Here is a 16033-nt window from a genome sequence, read left to right on the forward strand (position 1 = left end):
ATGCCGGCTGTCGCTGCGGAATGTATCCCGCGTTTCCCGCGTTTCCCGCGTGGATTACATGCGTTCCTTGCGCTGCGCGGGATCGGCGAACCGGATGGGCGAGGCAAGTTCAGGCCGCAGGCCGCGCGTGCTGCTGTACACATCACGGATACGCGCAAGGTCCTCGTCCAGGTCGCCGGAGAGCGAGAGGTAATCGACCAGGCGCACTTCCTTGCGCTGGTAGTCGATGCAAGCGATGCCGAGCGGCACGCCGGCGCTGAGCGTGATGTGATAGAAGCCGCTGCGCCAGGTATCGCGATACTTGCGCGTGCCTTCCGGCGCGAGCGCGAGCCAGTAGCGGTCGGCGTCCTTGATGCTTTGCGCGAGACGCTCGATGGCGCCGGTGGATGCGCCGCGTTCGACCGGCACGCCGCCGCAGGCACGGAAGAACGGCCCGAGGATCATGCCGCACACACCGCGGAACAGGGCTTCCTTGCCGAGCCAGCGAAACGGAACGCCGACCACCCATTTCGCAAACAGGCCGATGACGAAGTCCCAGTTGGAGGTATGCGGATAGACGATGACCACGCCGCGCGGACCGGGCAGGGGTGCGAAGTTCACGCGCCAGCCGAACAGGGCGAGCACCCGGACGGCGAAGCGTTGCAAGGAAGTAGAAACGGAGCGGACAGTCTGATAATGATCGGCCATGGTGTTCTCGCAGCAGCCGAAATATTATGCCTGTTTACGTACGGAAATGTTTCTCCTGTGATCGTTCGCAAGCGCGAATCTGAATCTGTTTCAATCGGTAATAGGGCTGCGAGGGCGGGAATGCAGTCAGTAAACTGTTGCAAACTCCCAGGGAAGAATGATGAAGAACGTTTGCAGATTGCTATTACCGACCGTGATGTTGTTTACCTTGCCGCTCGTGGCGCTGGCGGACTCGTGGAAAGATGAAGGCGGCAATGGCCACAAGCACAAGGAAAAATATTGGGACGGAAACTGCAAGGTGGAGCGCAAGTTCAAGAAGAACGGCGAGTTCGAGGAAAAGCGCAAGTGCAAGGATCCTGGCGAACCGGCAGTGATCTACGCGCCGGGGCCGCCCGTCATGGTTGAGCCCGGCCTCACCATCCAGGGAACGGTGCGGATTCCGCAATAAGGAATGTGCGCGGAATCGGGAAATGATTCCGCGCACGTTTCTAATCTATGCAAAGCGGCCGGTTGCCTCCAGGTGCGGCGACGGTTCGCGCAAGGCCCAGCGCAGCGGCAGCACGCCCTGCCTGAATACATGACGTTCGGTGATGAAGCGCAGCATGCGCTTTGCACCAGCGAAGCCCTCGACCCGCGGCCCTTCCCACACGACCTCGGCATGGCCGCTCAAATGCAGCAGGTGCCCCTGTTCGAAATCGATGAACAGCAGGCCGGCGCGCGCATCGACGAGCAGGTTGCCAATCGTGTTGAAGAAGTTGTTGCCCTGGAAGTCCGGCCACATCAGCACGCCATCCGCATCGGCCTGCACGAAACCGGGCCTTCCTCCGCGATGCGAGACATCGACCGTATCGCCTGCGGCACTCGCAATGAAGAAGGTATCGCACTGACGGATCAGGGTCCTTGCCGCATCGGGCAATAACTTGCCATCGCCCATCGTCACGACCGGATTGCGCTGCGCGGGCGGATCAATCCGTTCGCGCGTCTGGATGTACTTCGCGCAATTGCCGAAGCTCTGCCACACGTCCAGCGTGAAGCCTTCCGCATCGGCGCTGCCCACTACGCCGTTGACGCGGTTGCGCCGGCGCGTCTCGAACTGCAGGCCGAGGCAGCCGAGCGCATGGCCGGGGCGGATGACGGAGGCAATCGGATCGTCCCGCTGCAGGCGCGCGCCGATGCGCAGGCTGACCGGATCGGGCGACTGCACAAAACCTGGCTCGCCCCACAGGGTGGATGCCCAGACATCGTCTTCATCATCACGCGCTCCGACAAAGAGCATCGGCAGCAAGGGGAAGAAATCACGATGCTGCTGCGGCATGTAATCCCGCAGCGCAATCGCGCCGATTCTTTCCATCTGCATGCGCACGCCAGCGCGCTCCTGCGCAGCGATCTCGCCGGCATGGAAGGCGCCGGCGCGTGGCATCGAACGGTGAGTGTCCATGCCGATCCTCTTATGCCGCCTTCGCGTTGTAAGGCGGCAGTTCGATCATCGGCACGAAGCGCGGCAAGGCTTCGATGCGCGCCAGCCAGGTTCGTATCGCCGGATAGGGATCGAGCGGAATATCGCCTTCCGGTGCGCGGGCGACGTAGCTGTAGCAGGCAATATCCGCAATGGTGGGCGTGTCGCCCAGCAGGAAACTGCGCGACTGCAGTTCCTGCTCCAGGATGCCGAACAGGCGCTGCGCGCGCTGCTGCGCGGCTTCCATGTCGACTGGCCTGCCGAAGCGCTTGCCGACCCGAGCCAAGGCGGGGCCGAAAGCAATTTCGCCCGCAGCCACCGAGAGCCAGCGCTGCACCTTCGAGGCATTGACCGGATCGCGCGGCAGCCAGTGTTCGTCGCCATAGCGCAATGCGAGGTAGACCAGGATGGCATTCGAATCCGCAACGACGGTGCCGTTGTCATCGATCACCGGCACCTGCCCGAAAGGATTGAGCTGGAGGAATTCGGGGCTCTTCTGCTGGCCGGCGCGCAGATCGACGTCAATCGGCGTGTAAGACAGGCCCAACAGGGACAGGAACAGTTCGGCGCGGTGCGCGTGGCCGGACACGACGCTGCGGTAAAGCTTGATCGGGGACGAGGCTTGCATGGCGGTTCTCCTTCTGGCTGGGAATGGGATGCCGCCGGGCCGGCGGCGCAATACGGGAAACATATGACGCAGCACACATTCTGCGTCAGACGCATTGCTGAATAAATGGCAATAAACGAAGCAAATTACTTCATAATATGGAGTAATCAGAGCGTGCAGAAATGTCCCATGGACAAGCTCAGGAGCATTCAGACCTTCGTCGAGATCGCCGAACGCGGCAGCCTCACGGCAGCCGCCGCTGCGCTCGACACGTCCCTTCCTACCGTCGTGCGCAAGCTGGCGGAGCTCGAAAGCACCCTCGGCGTGCGCCTGTTCAACCGCACCACGCGCCGCATCCGCCTGACCGATGAAGGACACCGCTACCTCACCATCTGCAAGACGGCGCTCGGGCAGCTGGAGGAGGCGGAAGAGGCATTGTTCGAATCCAAGGCGAAGCCGACCGGCAAGCTGGTGGTGACGGCGCCGTCGCTGTTCGGTCGCCTGCACGTCGCGCCGCTGGTGATGCGCTTCCTGCGCATGCATCCGGAATTGAACACCGAATTGCTGCTGCTCGACCGCAGCATCGACCTGATCGAGGAAGGCGTGGATGTCGCAGTGCGCATCGGCCATCTGGCGGACTCGACCCTGCATGCGGTGCCGGTCGGCGCGCTGCAGCGCGTGATCTGCGCCAGCCCCGGCTATCTCAAGGAACACGGCACGCCCCGGCATCCGTCACAGCTGGAGCAGCATGCGGCGATCCGCTTCACGGGGCGCAGCGTGCTGAGCGAGTGGAAATTCCGTGAGGATGGGCGCGACCTGAACGTGCGCATCGCGCCGCGCATCACCACCAACTCGGTGGACGCTGCGCTCAATGCCTGCCGCGATGGCATGGGCATCGGCGCCTTCCTTTCCTACATGGTGCAGGCGCCGGTCAGGGCTGGCGAGTTGCGGCCCATCCTGCGCAAGTTTGAGGCGGAAGCCTTGCCGATCACGATGTTGTATCCACATGCGAAACTGGTGTCGGCCCGCGTGCGCGCCTTCATCGACTTTGCCGCGCCGCTGCTGCGGGCGCAGAATTTCACGAAGCTTCAGGGCTGACCGGATCGCGCGCGGCGTCGCCAAAACCCCTACGCGACAAGTTGCCTATTGACCAAGCCCGGGTGCTAAAATGTTCGCTTGTCCCCGGGCGTCGCTCATGAACGTCACCGCAAAGCCTTATCAAATCGTCATCGGGCAGCTTCGCGTCGGAATGTTCGTCATTCTCGACCTGAGCTGGCTGCAGCACGACTTCCCCCGCAACAGTTTCAAGATCAAGAACGAAGAACAGCTGGCAAAGATCCGTGCCCTCGGCCTGAAGCGGATCCGTATCGATCCGATGCGCAGCGATACCGTGCCCGAGCCGCTGGCGCCCGGTGAAAGCGCCACACCAGACACAGATGCGACCGCCGGGCTGGTGGAAAGCCCGATGGCCAAGGCCAAGCGGGAGCGCGTCGAACGCATCAATCAGTTGCGTGCCGCCGTGGTGGAATGCGAGTCGCAATTCGTGCGCACGGCGAACACGCTAAAGCAGATCAACAACAACCTCTTCGCGCGCCCGCAGGAAGCCTACCAGCGCGCCAATGAACTGGTCGATCACCTGGTCGACTCGGTGCTGACCGACCGCGACATCGCGATCCACCTGATGAAGGACAAGATCGGCGGCGAGGAAATGTACTTTCACTCGCTCAATGTTTCGGTGCTGGCAATGATGCTGGCCAAGCAGCTCAAGCTGCCGAAGGAGCAGGTGAAGGAGCTCGGTTTCGGCAGCCTGTTTCACGACATCGGCAAGCTCGACATTCCGGCCCGCGTGCTGCACAAGACGACGCCGCTCACGCGCGCCGAGCAGAACCTGGTGGAAATGCATTGCGCCTATGGCGAGCCGATCGCGAAAAAGCTGGGCCTGTCGAAGCCGGCGATCGACATCATCATGGAGCACCATGAATACATGGACGGCAGCGGCTATCCGGCCCGCCTGAAGGGCGACCGGATCTCGCCGCTGGCGCGCATCGTGGCTGTGGTCAATACCTACGACAACCTGTGCAACCGCCCGAACATCGCCGATTCGGTCTCGCCGTACGCGGCGCTGGCGCACATGTTCGCGCGGCAGCGCAACCAGCTCGACAGCGAACCGCTCGGCATTTTCATCCGCTGCCTCGGCGTGTATCCGCCGGGCACCGTGGTGCGCCTGTCGGACGGCACGCCGGGCCTGGTGGTAGCGGTCAATTCGGCCAAGCCGCTGCGTCCGAGCGTGCTGATCTACGATCCGGGCGTGCCGAGCAGCGAGGCCATCATCCTCGACCTGGAGCATGAGCCGGACATCAACATCGCCGAATGCCTCAAGCCCATGCAGCTCTCGCGCGAGGCGCACGCCTACCTGAATCCGCGCAAGCGCATGAGCTATTACTTCGACCTGCCGAATTCGCGTCCGAAGGCGCGAGGCTGACGCCAGGCAAGGCCTCCGGGCGCTCCTGCACAGGCCTTGCGCCGCGCGCTTGCAGCGCTGCGCTGATGTGGTGTAATGGACGACCACCCATCCTCAGGACTCAGGAGCGCCGCATGGAAATCCTCATTGCAGGACTCGTCGTGTTTCTCGGCATTCACCTCGTTCCCGCCGTGCCAGGCTTGCGCAATGCGCTGTTCCGGTCGCTCGGCGAGAAAAAATACAAGGCGCTGTTCTCGCTCGTGTCGTTGATCGGCCTGGTGCTGATCGTGGTGGGCTATGGCCACGCGCCGAGCGAGCCGAAGCTGTTCGATCCTTTCCCCGGCGCGGTGAGGATCGCGCCCCTGGCAGTGACGGTCAGCTTCGTGCTGTTCGCCGCGGCCAACATGCGCACCTATATCCGGCGCGCTGTCCGGCATCCGCAACTGATCGGACTCGGCATCTGGTCGGCCGTGCACCTGCTGGCGAACGGCGAGCTGCGCGCGACCGTGCTGTTCGGCGCCTTCCTTGCGTACGCGGTCGTGGACCTGATTTCAGCCGTTGCGCGCCATGCGACCAAGACCTTCACGCCGGTGCTGCGTCAGGATGTGATGGCCGTGGTCGGCGGCGTGGTGCTGGCGCTGCTCGTGATGAGCTTCCATCGCCAGCTGTTCGGCGTACTGGCGGTGCCGTGGGGAAGGTGAGCCCCTACTGGTAGGGCCAGTTTACGCCTTTTCTGATGCCGGCCCCAGGCGGCTACGCACATAGTCGATATGGGACTGCATCGCCGTGCGCGCCTCCTCGGGACGGCGCGTGCAGATGGCGTCGCATATGCTGCGATGCTGCAGCAATAGCTGCTCCGGAACCGACACTTCCAGCTCGCGCAGGCCGGCGACATTGAGCGTGATGTGTTCACGCAGCATGCTCATGATGCTGCTGTGCAGATGCAGGAACATGCTGTTGTGCGAGGCCAGCGCAATCGCGTCGTGCAGCCTGGCGTCGATGCTGGATTCGGTTTCCTTGTCGTCCGTGTTTCGCGCCTGTTCCAGCGCCTGCATCAGGCCGCTGATGCACTCGATGTCCTCGGCGCTGCCGCGCAGGGCAGCGAAGTAAGCGGTCGCTCCCTCCAGCACCCGGCGGAATTCGAGCATGTCTTCGCGCACGGCGGGATGGTCGGTCATGAGTTGTGCCCAGGGTGACGCAATGCCGGTGCGCAGCTGGTCCGACACGAAGACGCCCGCGCCCCGGCGGCTACGCACCAGCCCGCGTGCCGCCAGCCGCTGGACGGCCTCGCGCACGGTGTTGCGCGAGACGCCGTAGTGCTCCGCCATGTCCCGCTCCGAAGGCAGCCGCGCGTTGGCCGGAAAGCTTCCGTCGAGCATCGCCGTCTCCAGCCGGCGCATCACTTCTTCCACCCGTCCGCTCGCCTGCCTGCCGCCCATCACTGTCTCCTGCGATTGTCATTTTTCGACTGGTCCGACCAATTTGCATGGCTCGGGCATCTGCTGGGATTATGCGGGCACAACAAGAAATACGCAAAGACACGCCTCGATCAACGCCCCAGGTCGTGGCTCTCAGGAGACGATTCACGCAACACCACCATCCCTGCTGCGCCCTGCCTCCCGGCTGACCTGCCGTCACCACCTTACCGGTGACGCAGCGCATCCGCGTACCCGTGGCACGGGCGACGCACATGCCGATTACGTATGGACTACGTACGGACTACGCACCGATTCATTAATTCATTGATTGATTTGCTGGAGGAGAGCTTCATGGTTTGGCAACAGGTTTACGACCCGTTCGGGAATATGGTCATCTCGACCCTGCTGGCGGCGGTACCGGTAGTAGTGATGCTGGTATCGCTGGGTTTTCTGCACATCAAGGCGCATCTCGCAGCCGGCCTCGGCCTGCTGGCGGCGTTCGTCGTTGCCGTGTTCGCGTACGGCATGCCGGCCGCGATGGCCGGCAAGGCGGCCCTGCTCGGCGGCTTCACCGGCCTGTTGCCGATCGGCTGGATCGTGCTCAACATTATCTTCCTGCAGCAGTTGTCGGAACAGAACGGCAGCTTCAAGATCCTGCAATCGTCGCTGTCAGGCATCACCGATGACCGCCGCCTGCAATTGCTGCTGATCGCGTTCTGCTTCGGCGCGTTCTTCGAGGGCGCCGCCGGCTTCGGCACGCCAGTCGCGGTGACCGCCGGCATCCTGATCGGCCTGGGCTTCTCGCCGCTGGCCGCGTCGGGCCTGAGCCTGATCGCCAACACCGCGCCGGTGGCCTTCGGCGCGCTCGGCACGCCGGTCATCACGCTGGCCAAGGTGCACGGCTACGACCTGATGGACGTCACCGCGATGATCGGCCGCCAGCTGCCGTTCTTCTCGCTGCTGGTGCCGTTCTGGCTGATCTGGGCGTTTGCCGGCCGCAAGGCGATGATGGAGATCTGGCCGGCACTGCTGGTCACCGGCCTGTCGTTCGCGATTCCGCAATACCTGGTGTCCAACTTCATCGGCCCGGAGCTGGTGGACATCATCGCGGCCATCGTATCGATGGTCTCGCTGATCCTGTTCCTGCGCGTGTGGCAGCCGAAAAAGATCTGGCTCTCGCCCAACCTGAAAGGCCATGAGCACGACGGCGGCCGCGTGCCGGAGCCGGCGCCGGTCGAGCATTACTCGCGCGCCGAGCTGGTGCGCGCCTGGACGCCGTGGGCCATCCTCACCGGCTTCGTGTTCGTGTGGGGCCTGCCGCCGGTGAAGACTTTCCTCGACAAACTCTTCGTCGCCAAGTTTCCGATGGAGGGCCTGCACAACCTCGTCATGAAGATGCCACCGGTGGTGACGAAAGCGCATCCGGAAGCCGCGGTGTATGTGCTCAACCTGCTTTCGGCGACCGGTACCGGCATCCTGCTGGCGGCCATCGTCGGCGCGCTGGTCATGAAATACAGGCCGGTGGAAATCGCGCGCACTTTCGCCCGCACGTTCTGGCTGGTGCGCTATTCGCTGATCACCATCGTGCTGATGCTGGCGCTGGGCACGCTGACGCGCTTCTCCGGCACCGACACCACGCTCGGCCTGGCGTTCGCCAACAGCGGTGTGCTGTATCCCTTCTTCGGCACGCTGATGGGATGGCTGGGCGTGAGCATGACTGGTTCCGACACCGCGTCGAACGTACTGTTCGGCGGCATGCAGCGCGTGGCGGCCGAGCAGCTCGGCCTATCGCCCAACCTGATGGGCGCGGCCAACAGCTCGGGTGGCGTGATGGGCAAGATGATCGATGCGCAATCCATCGTCGTGGCATCGACCGCCACCCGCTGGTTCAACCATGAAGGCGACATCCTGCGCTATGTGTTCTTCCACTCGATCGCGCTGGCTGCACTGGTTGGCGTGTTCGTGACCTTGCAGGCGTATGTCTGGCCGTTCTCGGCCATGGTCAGGTAAGCAGCAGGCGACAGCGATCGACGCGAGGCCGAAGCCGTTAAACTTGATCTGTCTCATTGTGCAGCAAGCGCGGCCTTGGCCATCATATTGCCCTTGGCCAAGGCCGAATGCTAATATGATCCAATGGGAATGAATCTTTTGACGCGCAGGATCGCTGCCTGGACCGCATGCTTTGCGGTCCTTCTGGCCGCGCTTGCGCCGTCGATCTCCCATGCCATCTCCGCAGCAAAGGGCACCAATTCGATCTGGAGCGACATCTGCACGCAGGCCGGCATGACCAGGCATACAGGCATGCATGGTGACAAGCATGCCCACATGCATGGCAATATGCATGCCGACATGCAGGCTGATATGCAAGCAGACAGGCACACCAGCAAGCACGCCGATCACTCCGGACCCGTGCAGAAAAGCCTGCACTTCGAGCACTGCCCGTTCTGCTTCACGCATGGCGGCTCGGTCGGCCTGCCGCCCGTCGCAGCCATTTCCCTGCCGATCGTCACTGCGACGCAGGAACGTCCTTTCCTCTTTTACCAATCTCCGCGCCCGCTGTTCATCTGGGCCGCCGCGCAATCCCGCGCACCGCCTTTCATCGCCTGATCTCCGCCGCCCCTAGTGGCCCGCCCCACCCCGATTTGGGATATCTGCCGGACACTCAACGGCGATTGCTGCGTTGCCCATCCTCGCGATAACAACTCTATCGCTCCGGTAGGCGCCTTGTACTCGCCGCCGATTGCCTCGGCATCAAACCCAAATCGAGACGTGACGGACCACTAGCCGCGCGAACGCTGGCTATCGCGTTGCATCTGCCTGCACCAGTCCTGGCCGGGGCGCTTTCGCACGCCGCACGGTCGGGCTGATCGGCATCGTCCGTCGCGCGTGCTCGCTGCATGCAGCACCGGTCGCCCTTCCATCGCTGCGCCCTGACATCATGGCGCTGCGCTGCATGGGCGCTTGGGTGCGACACGCCGCGTCATCACGCGCGCGATTGACGCTGCCCTGGCGGGCACACGCACCAACTTTCACGTCTGAACTTCATGAGGTATCCATGACCTCCGGCACACTCGTCTTCGACCATACCGTGCATGCTTCGCGCATCAAGCGCCTGGGCACATTCATGCTGGTGCTCGGCATGCATCTCGCGCTCGCTGCGTGGGCATGGCAGTCACGGATCGGGACGCTTCCCGAACCGCCGCAAATCTGCATGTCGGTGCGCACCGTCGCGCTGCCTGCGCCGCAACCTGCCATGCAGAAGCCCACCGCCCCGCAGGCGCCCATGCGGCCGGTACAGCCTGAAGTCCGCTCTGTCGCCCGCCCTACCCACGCGGCAGTACCGACCACGCAGGCCGCACCTGCTATTGCCGAACCAGCGGCCGCAAGCATGGCCGCTCCCGCGCAGCAGCCCGCGCCGGCAAGGGAAGAAGCAGCACATGCGCCTGCACCCGCTGCACCCACCGCGGCGCCCGCAGTGACGGCAGCGCGCTTCGATGCCGACTACCTGCAGAATCCGGCACCTGTCTTTCCGCTGCTCTCGCGCAAGCTGCATGAAGAGGGAAAGGTGCTGCTGCTGGTGCAGGTGTCCGCCAAGGGCGAAGCCGACGACGTGCAGATCAAACAGGGGAGCGGTTATCCCCGCCTCGATGAAGCCGCCCTCAACGCCGTGCGCAAGTGGCGCTTCGTCCCGGCGCGGCGCGGCACCGAGCCCGTCGCCAGCAGCGTTGTCGTGCCGCTGGTGTTCCGGCTCGACAACTGAACCAATTCAAACCAGGGAGCAATTGCATGCATTACCACGACCAACCATTCCGCATCATCCTGCTGGCCGCACTCGTGGCACCGGGACATGCCGTCCTTGCGGCGAGTGACGCACCCGTGCTCGACGAAGTCGTCGTCAGCGGCTCGCGCGCAGCGACGAAACTCATCGAGACGCCGCAGGCCATCGGCGTCGTCAAAGAAGAAGTCCTGCAACGCGACAAGCCCAAGGCCATGGGCGAAGTCATCAACCGCATTCCGGGCGTCTACTGGAACGACCTTGGCAACGAGCAGCACAGCATGGGCATCCGCCAGCCGATCAGCACCAATGCGGTGTACCAGTACCTCGAAGACGGCATCCCGATCCGTCCGCTCGGCGTGTTCAACCATAACTCGCTCAACGAAATGAACCTTGCCGGCACGGAAAGCGTGGAAGTGGTGAAGGGCCCGGCCTCCTCGCTCTATGGCAGCAATGCGGTCGGCGGCGCGATCAATTTCCTGACCGCTGCGCCATCGCGCACGCCGACCGCCAGTGCCGGCGTGCGCCACGACAACACCGCCGGCTTCACCCGTTACGACTCGGCCGCCAGCAACACCTGGGGGCCGCTCGGCCTGCGCTTCTCGCATTACAGCTCGCGGCGCACGCGCGACAACTGGCAGGAGTACAGCAAGGGCAGCAAGGATTCCTTCTCGCTGCGCGGCGACTATGCGCTGAGCGCGTCCTCGCAACTGCGTGCAACGCTGGTGCACACGGATCTTGACGCCGCCATGACCGGCAGCCTGTTCGAGAACGATTACCGCGCCAACCCCGGCAAGAGCCTCAACACCTTCACCTATCGCAAGGACAAGACCACGCGCGCCAACCTCGCGTGGGAGGCAGAGACGACGCAGAACGGCCTGACCACGGTCACGCTGTTCAGCCGCCGGAACGACCACGGGCAGATCCCGAGCTACACGATCGGCAGTTGCGCGGGCAACACCTGCAAGGGCAGCATCAACAACAATCACGTCGATTCGCTCGGCGTCGATGTGAAGCATCAGCAGGAATTCGACTGGCTGGCCTCGCGTCTCGTCGCCGGCGTCTACATCGACCGGAGCGACAATCCCTACGTCAGCGACAACCTGAACATCACGCGCGATCCGGCGAGCGGGAGATATGTCGGCTATGCGCTCTCCAGCGCAACCGATCCCAAGGGTGTGCGCGACTTCCAGGCCGACATCGACAACGTCGCCGCCTTCGCGCAATGGGAACTGTCGCCATGGACAAAGACGCGCGTGGTGGCGGGCGGGCGCATCGATACCATCCGCTACGACTATCACAACAATCTCTCGCCGGCGGGCAGCGCCAATTTCGGCGCGCCGGACGAAGCGCGCAATTTCTCGCATTTCAGCCCGAAGATCGGCGCGACCTACGCGCTCGACAAGGACGCCAGCGTCTACACCAATATCAGCGAAGGTTTCACGCCGCCGGAAGTGCTGCAGTTGTATGGAAAAACCGGCATTCCCAACCTGAAGCCGTCCACCTACGACAACTATGAGATCGGCCTGCGCATGGCCTTCCTGAACGGCGCGCTCAAGCTCGATTCGGCCTTGTACCGCCTCGATGGCCGCGACACGCTGGTGAATTACACCGTCGCGCCGGGCAACAGCGAATACCGCAACGCCGGCAGCACGCGCAGCCAGGGACTGGAACTCGGCCTCAGCTATGAGGCCGGTGCTGTCGATGCGCGTTTCGGCACTACGATCGCGTCACATCGCTTCCGCAAGTACCAGGTCTCCGGCACGCTGGATTACAGCGGCAAGACCATGCCGCAGGCACCGCGCGACATCACGACTGCGGAGATCGGCTACAAGCCGGTGGCGGGCGGGCGCATCGCGCTGGAACTGGTGCACCAGGGGGCGTACTGGATGGACAACGCCAACACGGTGAAGTATCCGGGCCACACGCTGCTCAACCTGCGCGGCCGCTATCAGTTCGCGAAGGGATGGGAAGCCTGGCTGCAGGCGAGCAACCTGGCCAACAGGCGTTATGCGGACTCGGCTTCGAGTTCCTATTCCGGCGTCGGCGCCTATTCGCCGAACACGCAGAACCAGTACACGCCCGGCGCGCCGCGCAGCGTGATGGTCGGCCTGGCCTACACCTACCAGTAGCGCACCCTGCGTCTACTCAACCAAGGAGTTGCATCATGAATGAAAAACTCGGCATCGCCCACTTCTGGGCACAAGGCGACGCGGTGTCGCACGCCATCACTCTCGCGCTGCTGCTGATGTCGGCAGTGAGCTGGACCATCATCGTCGGCAAGCTCTTCGGGCAGTGGCGCGCTCGCGCGTCGACCATGTCGGCCATGCAGTCCTTCTGGAACGCTGCGTCGCGCACGCAGGCGCTCGACACGATACGCCAGGAAGACAGGACCGGCGTGTTCGCCGCGCTCGCCACCGATGCGGTTCTGGCGGCGCAGGCCTGGGAAGAGAAAGCGGAACACGGAATCCACAGCGCAGGCGTCGATGCCGGCGAGTTCATCGGCCGCACGCTGCAGCAATCGACGCTGCTGGCGCAGGCGCGCGTCGAGCGCGGCCTGACCTTCCTCGCCTCGGTGGGATCGACCGCGCCCTTCGTCGGCCTGTTCGGCACGGTGTGGGGCATCTATCACGCGCTGGTCGGGCTTTCCGGCGCGACGCAGGTGGTGCTGGACAAGGTGGCCGGCCCGGTGGGCGAGGCGCTGATCATGACGGCGGCGGGCCTGTTCGTTGCCATCCCTGCAGTGCTCGCCTACAACGCCTTCACCCGCGCCAATCGTCTGGTGCTGGCGCAACTCGACGGCTTCGCGCACAGCCTGCATGCCTGGCTGGTGGCCGGTGTGCGGCTCGACGGGCAGGCGCGCGCCGCCACCGTCACCGCATTGCCTGCCGCGCACGCGCACTGAGGAGCGGCCATGGCATTCAACAACAAGCAGAACAGTGGCGGCACGGCGCAGCCGATGGCGGAAATCAACACCACGCCATTGGTGGACGTGATGCTGGTGCTGCTGGTGATTTTCATCATCACCGCGCCGCTCTTCCACCAGGCGATTCCGGTCGACCTGCCGAAAGTCGATGGCAGCCGCGTGGACGACAAGCCGCGCACAGTGCAAGTGGCGCTCGATGCCGAGGGCAAGGTTTTCGTCGACGGCAAGGAGGTACCGTTCGACGCGCTGGATGAACGCCTGCATGCGATCGCCGGCACGCCGATGCTGGAGATGCACCTGCGTGCCGACCGTGCCACGCGCTACGATCGCGTCGCTGCCATCATGGCCACCGCGCAGAAGAACGGCATCAGCAGGATCGCATTCGTGACGGAAGGAGAAGACCATGCGCGCCATTGACATTTTCAACTGCGGCATCGCTGCGCTCAGCATGCTGGCCGCGAGCGGATCGGCAATCGATGCCCGTGCACAGGCCGGGCATATGAATCACAACACGGGTGACAACACGGGTGCTGGCAAACGGATCGAACTGGGTACCAGCGTGGCCGTCGATGCGAGCGGGCGCCTGTGGGCTGCCAGCAAGGAAGCCGATGGCGATGCGCAGTACGTGGTGCTGCAGGCATCGGATGACGGCGGCGGGACGTGGTCTGCGCCCCGGCGGGTGCAGCAGCAGCCGGAGCCGGTGGCGGCCGACGGCGAAAACCGTCCGAAGCTGGCCTTCGGCACCCAGGGCGAACTCTACATCTCGTACACGAAACCGCTGGCGAAGCCCTATACCGGCGAGATCCGTTTCGTGCGCTCACTCGACGGCGGAAAGACCTTCCTGCCGCCGGTGACCGTGCATGCCAATCGCGACGAGATCACGCATCGCTTCGATGCCATGCTCGTCGATCGCAGCGGGCGCATCTACATTGCGTGGATCGACAAGCGCGATGGCATCGCAGCGGCGGCGCACAAGGGAAAGTATGCCGGCGCCGCGTTGTACTACGCCGTGTCGGAGGACAAGGGTGCGAGCTTCCGGGGCGATTACAAGATCGCCGACCATTCCTGCGAATGTTGCCGCATTGCGCTCGCGCTTGGCCCGGACGGTAATCCCGTTGCAATGTGGCGTCATGTGTTCGCACCCAATATGCGAGATCACGCCATGGCCGAACTGCGTCCCGATGGCAAGGCCGGGCCGCTCGCGCGCGCGAGCTTCGACAACTGGCGCATCGACGCCTGCCCGCATCACGGACCGTCGCTTGCCTTCGGTGACGACGGCATCCGGCACCAGGTGTGGTTCAGCATGAGGGACGGCGATGGCGGGATCTTTTATGCGAGCGCCACTCCCGGCGGGAAACCCGGTCCGGAACGACGACTCGGCGCCGCCAATGCGGAACATGCGGACGTGGCGGTGGCTGGCAAGCGCGTCGCGCTCGCATGGAAGCAGTTCGACGGCGCATCGACGGCGATCTTCGGCAAGGCCTCGAACGACGGCGGCGCGACATGGGAGGACATGGAACTTGCCCGCACCGCAGGCGCATCGGACCAGCCGCATCTGCTGACGACGCCGGCGGGCATCGTGCTCGCGTGGCGCACGCAGGCGGAAGGCATCCGCATCGTGCCTGTGAAGGGAGGGCAATGATGCGGCGCACATTGCTCATATTGATCACATCGCTGCTGGCGGCGCTATCTTTCCTTGTCCCCTGCTCGGCGCGCGCGGGCCAGGTACTGCAAGCCTTCGAACCGGGCAGCCTGGCGCGCATCGTCGACACACAGAAGGGCAGACCGTTCATCCTGGTCGTATGGTCGCTCGACTGCGTGTACTGCCAGGCCAGCCTGAAGACCATCGCTCGGGAAATGCGCAGGCGCAAGGGTCTGCGCGTGGTGACGGTTTCCACCGATGCGGTGGATGATCCGGATGCCGTGGCGCTCATGCAGCAGCGGCTGGGAGCGCTCGGCATGACACGCCACGCCTGGGCTTTCGGCGTGGCGCCGCCCGAGCAGCTGCGCTATGCGATCGATCCCGCATGGCATGGAGAAAAGCCGCGCAGCTACTGGTTCGACGGCCGAGGCGGGAAGACCGCGTATTCGGGTGTGATCACGGCCGCGATGATCGAACGGTTCGCGCCTCGTTGATGCTTTATCGCTGCCCCTGAAGCAGCTGCTTCAGGTTGCCCAGCCCGGCCGCGAAGATGCCGCTGATCGTGCTTCGGACTGCCGTATCGTCCATGGCGGCGCCTTCCTTGCGACGGAAGCGCGCCTGCCACGTCACTACGGCTCCGCCGCCTTCGCCTTGGGTGACGGCAAGCGACGCCTCGTAGTCGGTGACAGGAAGCGGAGAATCGAGCATGGCGTAGTGCTGGGCCCGGCGCGCATCGTCGTACTCGCGCAGCTGCTCGCGCATGGTCGCGCCGTCCTTGAGCGTGAGCAGGCGGACTGCCTGCCGTTCGTTATTGCGGCCTGCGGTGAGCTGCGTCGTGGCGACCGCGGGATGCCAGGCCATGTTGTCGAAATCCTTCACTGCTTGCCAGGCGGTGCCCGGTGCAACGCTGAGGGCGATGCTTTCCCGGACATCGAGCAGCGGAGCCGATGCCGCAATGCCGTGGGCGAGCACGCAGATGCCGAGCGCCGTGAACTGCCATAGTGCGCGAAACTTCATGAACCATCCTTTCTGTGGATATCAGGATCGCTTTGCCATGCCGC

At 64.0% G+C, this 16033-nt stretch carries 17 protein-coding genes; 12 read left to right on the top strand and 5 right to left on the bottom strand.

Translation table 11 applies throughout. From position 1 onward, the window contains the following. Positions 1-54 precede the first annotated feature (54 nt). The gene (locus VJ698_RS19335) at positions 55-687 is read right to left on the bottom strand and encodes a 1-acyl-sn-glycerol-3-phosphate acyltransferase (protein WP_324104436.1); all 633 of its coding nucleotides are present in this window, start codon (positions 685-687) and stop codon (positions 55-57) included. A gap of 157 nt (positions 688-844) precedes the next feature. On the opposite strand from VJ698_RS19335, the gene VJ698_RS19340 reads away from it, so the two are divergent. Further along, positions 845-1135 carry a hypothetical protein gene (locus tag VJ698_RS19340; RefSeq protein ID WP_324104437.1) on the top strand — a complete coding sequence of 97 codons (291 nt, stop codon included), beginning with the start codon at positions 845-847 and terminating at the stop codon, positions 1133-1135. Between the two features lie 45 nt (positions 1136-1180). On the opposite strand, the gene VJ698_RS19345 is transcribed toward VJ698_RS19340, so the two are convergent. Further along, positions 1181-2125 carry a pyridoxamine 5'-phosphate oxidase family protein gene (locus VJ698_RS19345; protein WP_324104438.1) on the bottom strand — a complete coding sequence of 315 codons (945 nt, stop codon included), beginning with the start codon at positions 2123-2125 and terminating at the stop codon, positions 1181-1183. Positions 2126-2135: 10 nt separating this feature from the next. Further along, positions 2136-2771 carry a glutathione S-transferase gene (locus VJ698_RS19350; protein WP_324104439.1) on the bottom strand — a complete coding sequence of 212 codons (636 nt, stop codon included), beginning with the start codon at positions 2769-2771 and terminating at the stop codon, positions 2136-2138. 168 nt (positions 2772-2939) lie between these two features. Here VJ698_RS19350 and VJ698_RS19355 point away from each other — a divergent pair, with 168 nt between their 5' ends. The 3 genes from VJ698_RS19355 (at position 2940) to VJ698_RS19365 (ending at position 5912) form a co-directional block, all read left to right on the top strand. Further along, positions 2940-3848 carry a LysR family transcriptional regulator gene (locus VJ698_RS19355; protein ID WP_324104440.1) on the top strand — a complete coding sequence of 303 codons (909 nt, stop codon included), beginning with the start codon at positions 2940-2942 and terminating at the stop codon, positions 3846-3848. 97 nt (positions 3849-3945) lie between these two features. Further along, positions 3946-5232: an HD-GYP domain-containing protein gene (locus VJ698_RS19360; RefSeq protein WP_324104441.1), complete on the top strand. Its 1287-nt coding sequence runs from the start codon at positions 3946-3948 to the stop codon at positions 5230-5232. 113 nt (positions 5233-5345) lie between these two features. After that, entirely contained in the window at positions 5346-5912 is a 567-nt protein-coding gene (locus VJ698_RS19365; protein ID WP_324104442.1) for an NnrU family protein, read from the top strand. 21 nt (positions 5913-5933) lie between these two features. On the opposite strand, the gene VJ698_RS19370 is transcribed toward VJ698_RS19365, so the two are convergent. Continuing rightward, positions 5934-6650, bottom strand: a complete 717-nt coding sequence (locus VJ698_RS19370) for a FadR/GntR family transcriptional regulator (RefSeq protein ID WP_324104443.1) — start codon at positions 6648-6650, stop codon at positions 5934-5936. Between the two features lie 330 nt (positions 6651-6980). Between VJ698_RS19370 and VJ698_RS19375 the strand changes: the two genes are divergently transcribed. From VJ698_RS19375 to VJ698_RS19410, 8 genes are all read left to right on the top strand, one after another. Beyond that, positions 6981-8639 carry an L-lactate permease gene (locus tag VJ698_RS19375; RefSeq protein WP_324104444.1) on the top strand — a complete coding sequence of 553 codons (1659 nt, stop codon included), beginning with the start codon at positions 6981-6983 and terminating at the stop codon, positions 8637-8639. Between the two features lie 129 nt (positions 8640-8768). After that, positions 8769-9236, top strand: a complete 468-nt coding sequence (locus VJ698_RS19380) for a DUF2946 domain-containing protein (protein WP_324104445.1) — start codon at positions 8769-8771, stop codon at positions 9234-9236. Between the two features lie 448 nt (positions 9237-9684). Continuing rightward, positions 9685-10389 (top strand): energy transducer TonB, encoded by a 705-nt coding sequence (locus VJ698_RS19385; protein ID WP_324104446.1) that lies wholly within the window; start codon positions 9685-9687, stop codon positions 10387-10389. A 26-nt stretch (positions 10390-10415) separates the two neighbouring features. Further along, positions 10416-12536, top strand: coding sequence for a TonB-dependent receptor (locus VJ698_RS19390; protein WP_324104447.1), 2121 nt, complete (start codon positions 10416-10418; stop codon positions 12534-12536). A gap of 35 nt (positions 12537-12571) precedes the next feature. Continuing rightward, the gene (locus tag VJ698_RS19395; RefSeq protein ID WP_324104448.1) at positions 12572-13309 is read left to right on the top strand and encodes a MotA/TolQ/ExbB proton channel family protein; all 738 of its coding nucleotides are present in this window, start codon (positions 12572-12574) and stop codon (positions 13307-13309) included. Between the two features lie 9 nt (positions 13310-13318). Further along, positions 13319-13747 (top strand): biopolymer transporter ExbD, encoded by a 429-nt coding sequence (locus VJ698_RS19400; protein WP_324104449.1) that lies wholly within the window; start codon positions 13319-13321, stop codon positions 13745-13747. Then, complete coding sequence (locus VJ698_RS19405) at positions 13734-14972, top strand: sialidase family protein (RefSeq protein ID WP_324104450.1); 1239 nt, start codon at positions 13734-13736, stop codon at positions 14970-14972. The genes VJ698_RS19400 and VJ698_RS19405 overlap by 14 nt, the downstream gene beginning before the upstream one ends. Next, positions 14969-15466 carry a hypothetical protein gene (locus tag VJ698_RS19410; protein WP_324104451.1) on the top strand — a complete coding sequence of 166 codons (498 nt, stop codon included), beginning with the start codon at positions 14969-14971 and terminating at the stop codon, positions 15464-15466. The genes VJ698_RS19405 and VJ698_RS19410 overlap by 4 nt, the downstream gene beginning before the upstream one ends. Before the next feature lie 4 nt (positions 15467-15470). On the opposite strand, the gene VJ698_RS19415 is transcribed toward VJ698_RS19410, so the two are convergent. Next, positions 15471-15989, bottom strand: a complete 519-nt coding sequence (locus VJ698_RS19415; protein WP_324104452.1) for an SRPBCC family protein — start codon at positions 15987-15989, stop codon at positions 15471-15473. Between the last annotated feature and the right edge of the window lie 44 nt (positions 15990-16033).

The organism is Noviherbaspirillum sp., assembly GCF_035254685.1.
Taxonomy (GTDB): Bacteria; Pseudomonadota; Gammaproteobacteria; order Burkholderiales; family Burkholderiaceae_D; genus Noviherbaspirillum.

Bases quoted from the DNA above. Each gene is read 5' to 3' on its own strand.
- VJ698_RS19350 (WP_324104439.1), bottom strand. From the start codon at position 2,771: ATGCAAGCCTCGTCCCCGATCAAGCTTTACCGCAGCGTCGTGTCCGGC.
- VJ698_RS19365 (WP_324104442.1), top strand. From the start codon at position 5,346: ATGGAAATCCTCATTGCAGGACTCGTCGTGTTTCTCGGCATTCACCTC.
- VJ698_RS19360 (WP_324104441.1), top strand. From the start codon at position 3,946: ATGAACGTCACCGCAAAGCCTTATCAAATCGTCATCGGGCAGCTTCGC.
- VJ698_RS19355 (WP_324104440.1), top strand. From the start codon at position 2,940: ATGGACAAGCTCAGGAGCATTCAGACCTTCGTCGAGATCGCCGAACGC.
- VJ698_RS19370 (WP_324104443.1), bottom strand. From the start codon at position 6,650: ATGGGCGGCAGGCAGGCGAGCGGACGGGTGGAAGAAGTGATGCGCCGG.
- VJ698_RS19335 (WP_324104436.1), bottom strand. From the start codon at position 687: ATGGCCGATCATTATCAGACTGTCCGCTCCGTTTCTACTTCCTTGCAA.
- VJ698_RS19415 (WP_324104452.1), bottom strand. From the start codon at position 15,989: ATGAAGTTTCGCGCACTATGGCAGTTCACGGCGCTCGGCATCTGCGTG.
- VJ698_RS19400 (WP_324104449.1), top strand. From the start codon at position 13,319: ATGGCATTCAACAACAAGCAGAACAGTGGCGGCACGGCGCAGCCGATG.
- VJ698_RS19380 (WP_324104445.1), top strand. From the start codon at position 8,769: ATGAATCTTTTGACGCGCAGGATCGCTGCCTGGACCGCATGCTTTGCG.
- VJ698_RS19395 (WP_324104448.1), top strand. From the start codon at position 12,572: ATGAATGAAAAACTCGGCATCGCCCACTTCTGGGCACAAGGCGACGCG.
- VJ698_RS19340 (WP_324104437.1), top strand. From the start codon at position 845: ATGATGAAGAACGTTTGCAGATTGCTATTACCGACCGTGATGTTGTTT.
- VJ698_RS19410 (WP_324104451.1), top strand. From the start codon at position 14,969: ATGATGCGGCGCACATTGCTCATATTGATCACATCGCTGCTGGCGGCG.
- VJ698_RS19390 (WP_324104447.1), top strand. From the start codon at position 10,416: ATGCATTACCACGACCAACCATTCCGCATCATCCTGCTGGCCGCACTC.
- VJ698_RS19385 (WP_324104446.1), top strand. From the start codon at position 9,685: ATGACCTCCGGCACACTCGTCTTCGACCATACCGTGCATGCTTCGCGC.
- VJ698_RS19405 (WP_324104450.1), top strand. From the start codon at position 13,734: ATGCGCGCCATTGACATTTTCAACTGCGGCATCGCTGCGCTCAGCATG.
- VJ698_RS19375 (WP_324104444.1), top strand. From the start codon at position 6,981: ATGGTTTGGCAACAGGTTTACGACCCGTTCGGGAATATGGTCATCTCG.
- VJ698_RS19345 (WP_324104438.1), bottom strand. From the start codon at position 2,125: ATGGACACTCACCGTTCGATGCCACGCGCCGGCGCCTTCCATGCCGGC.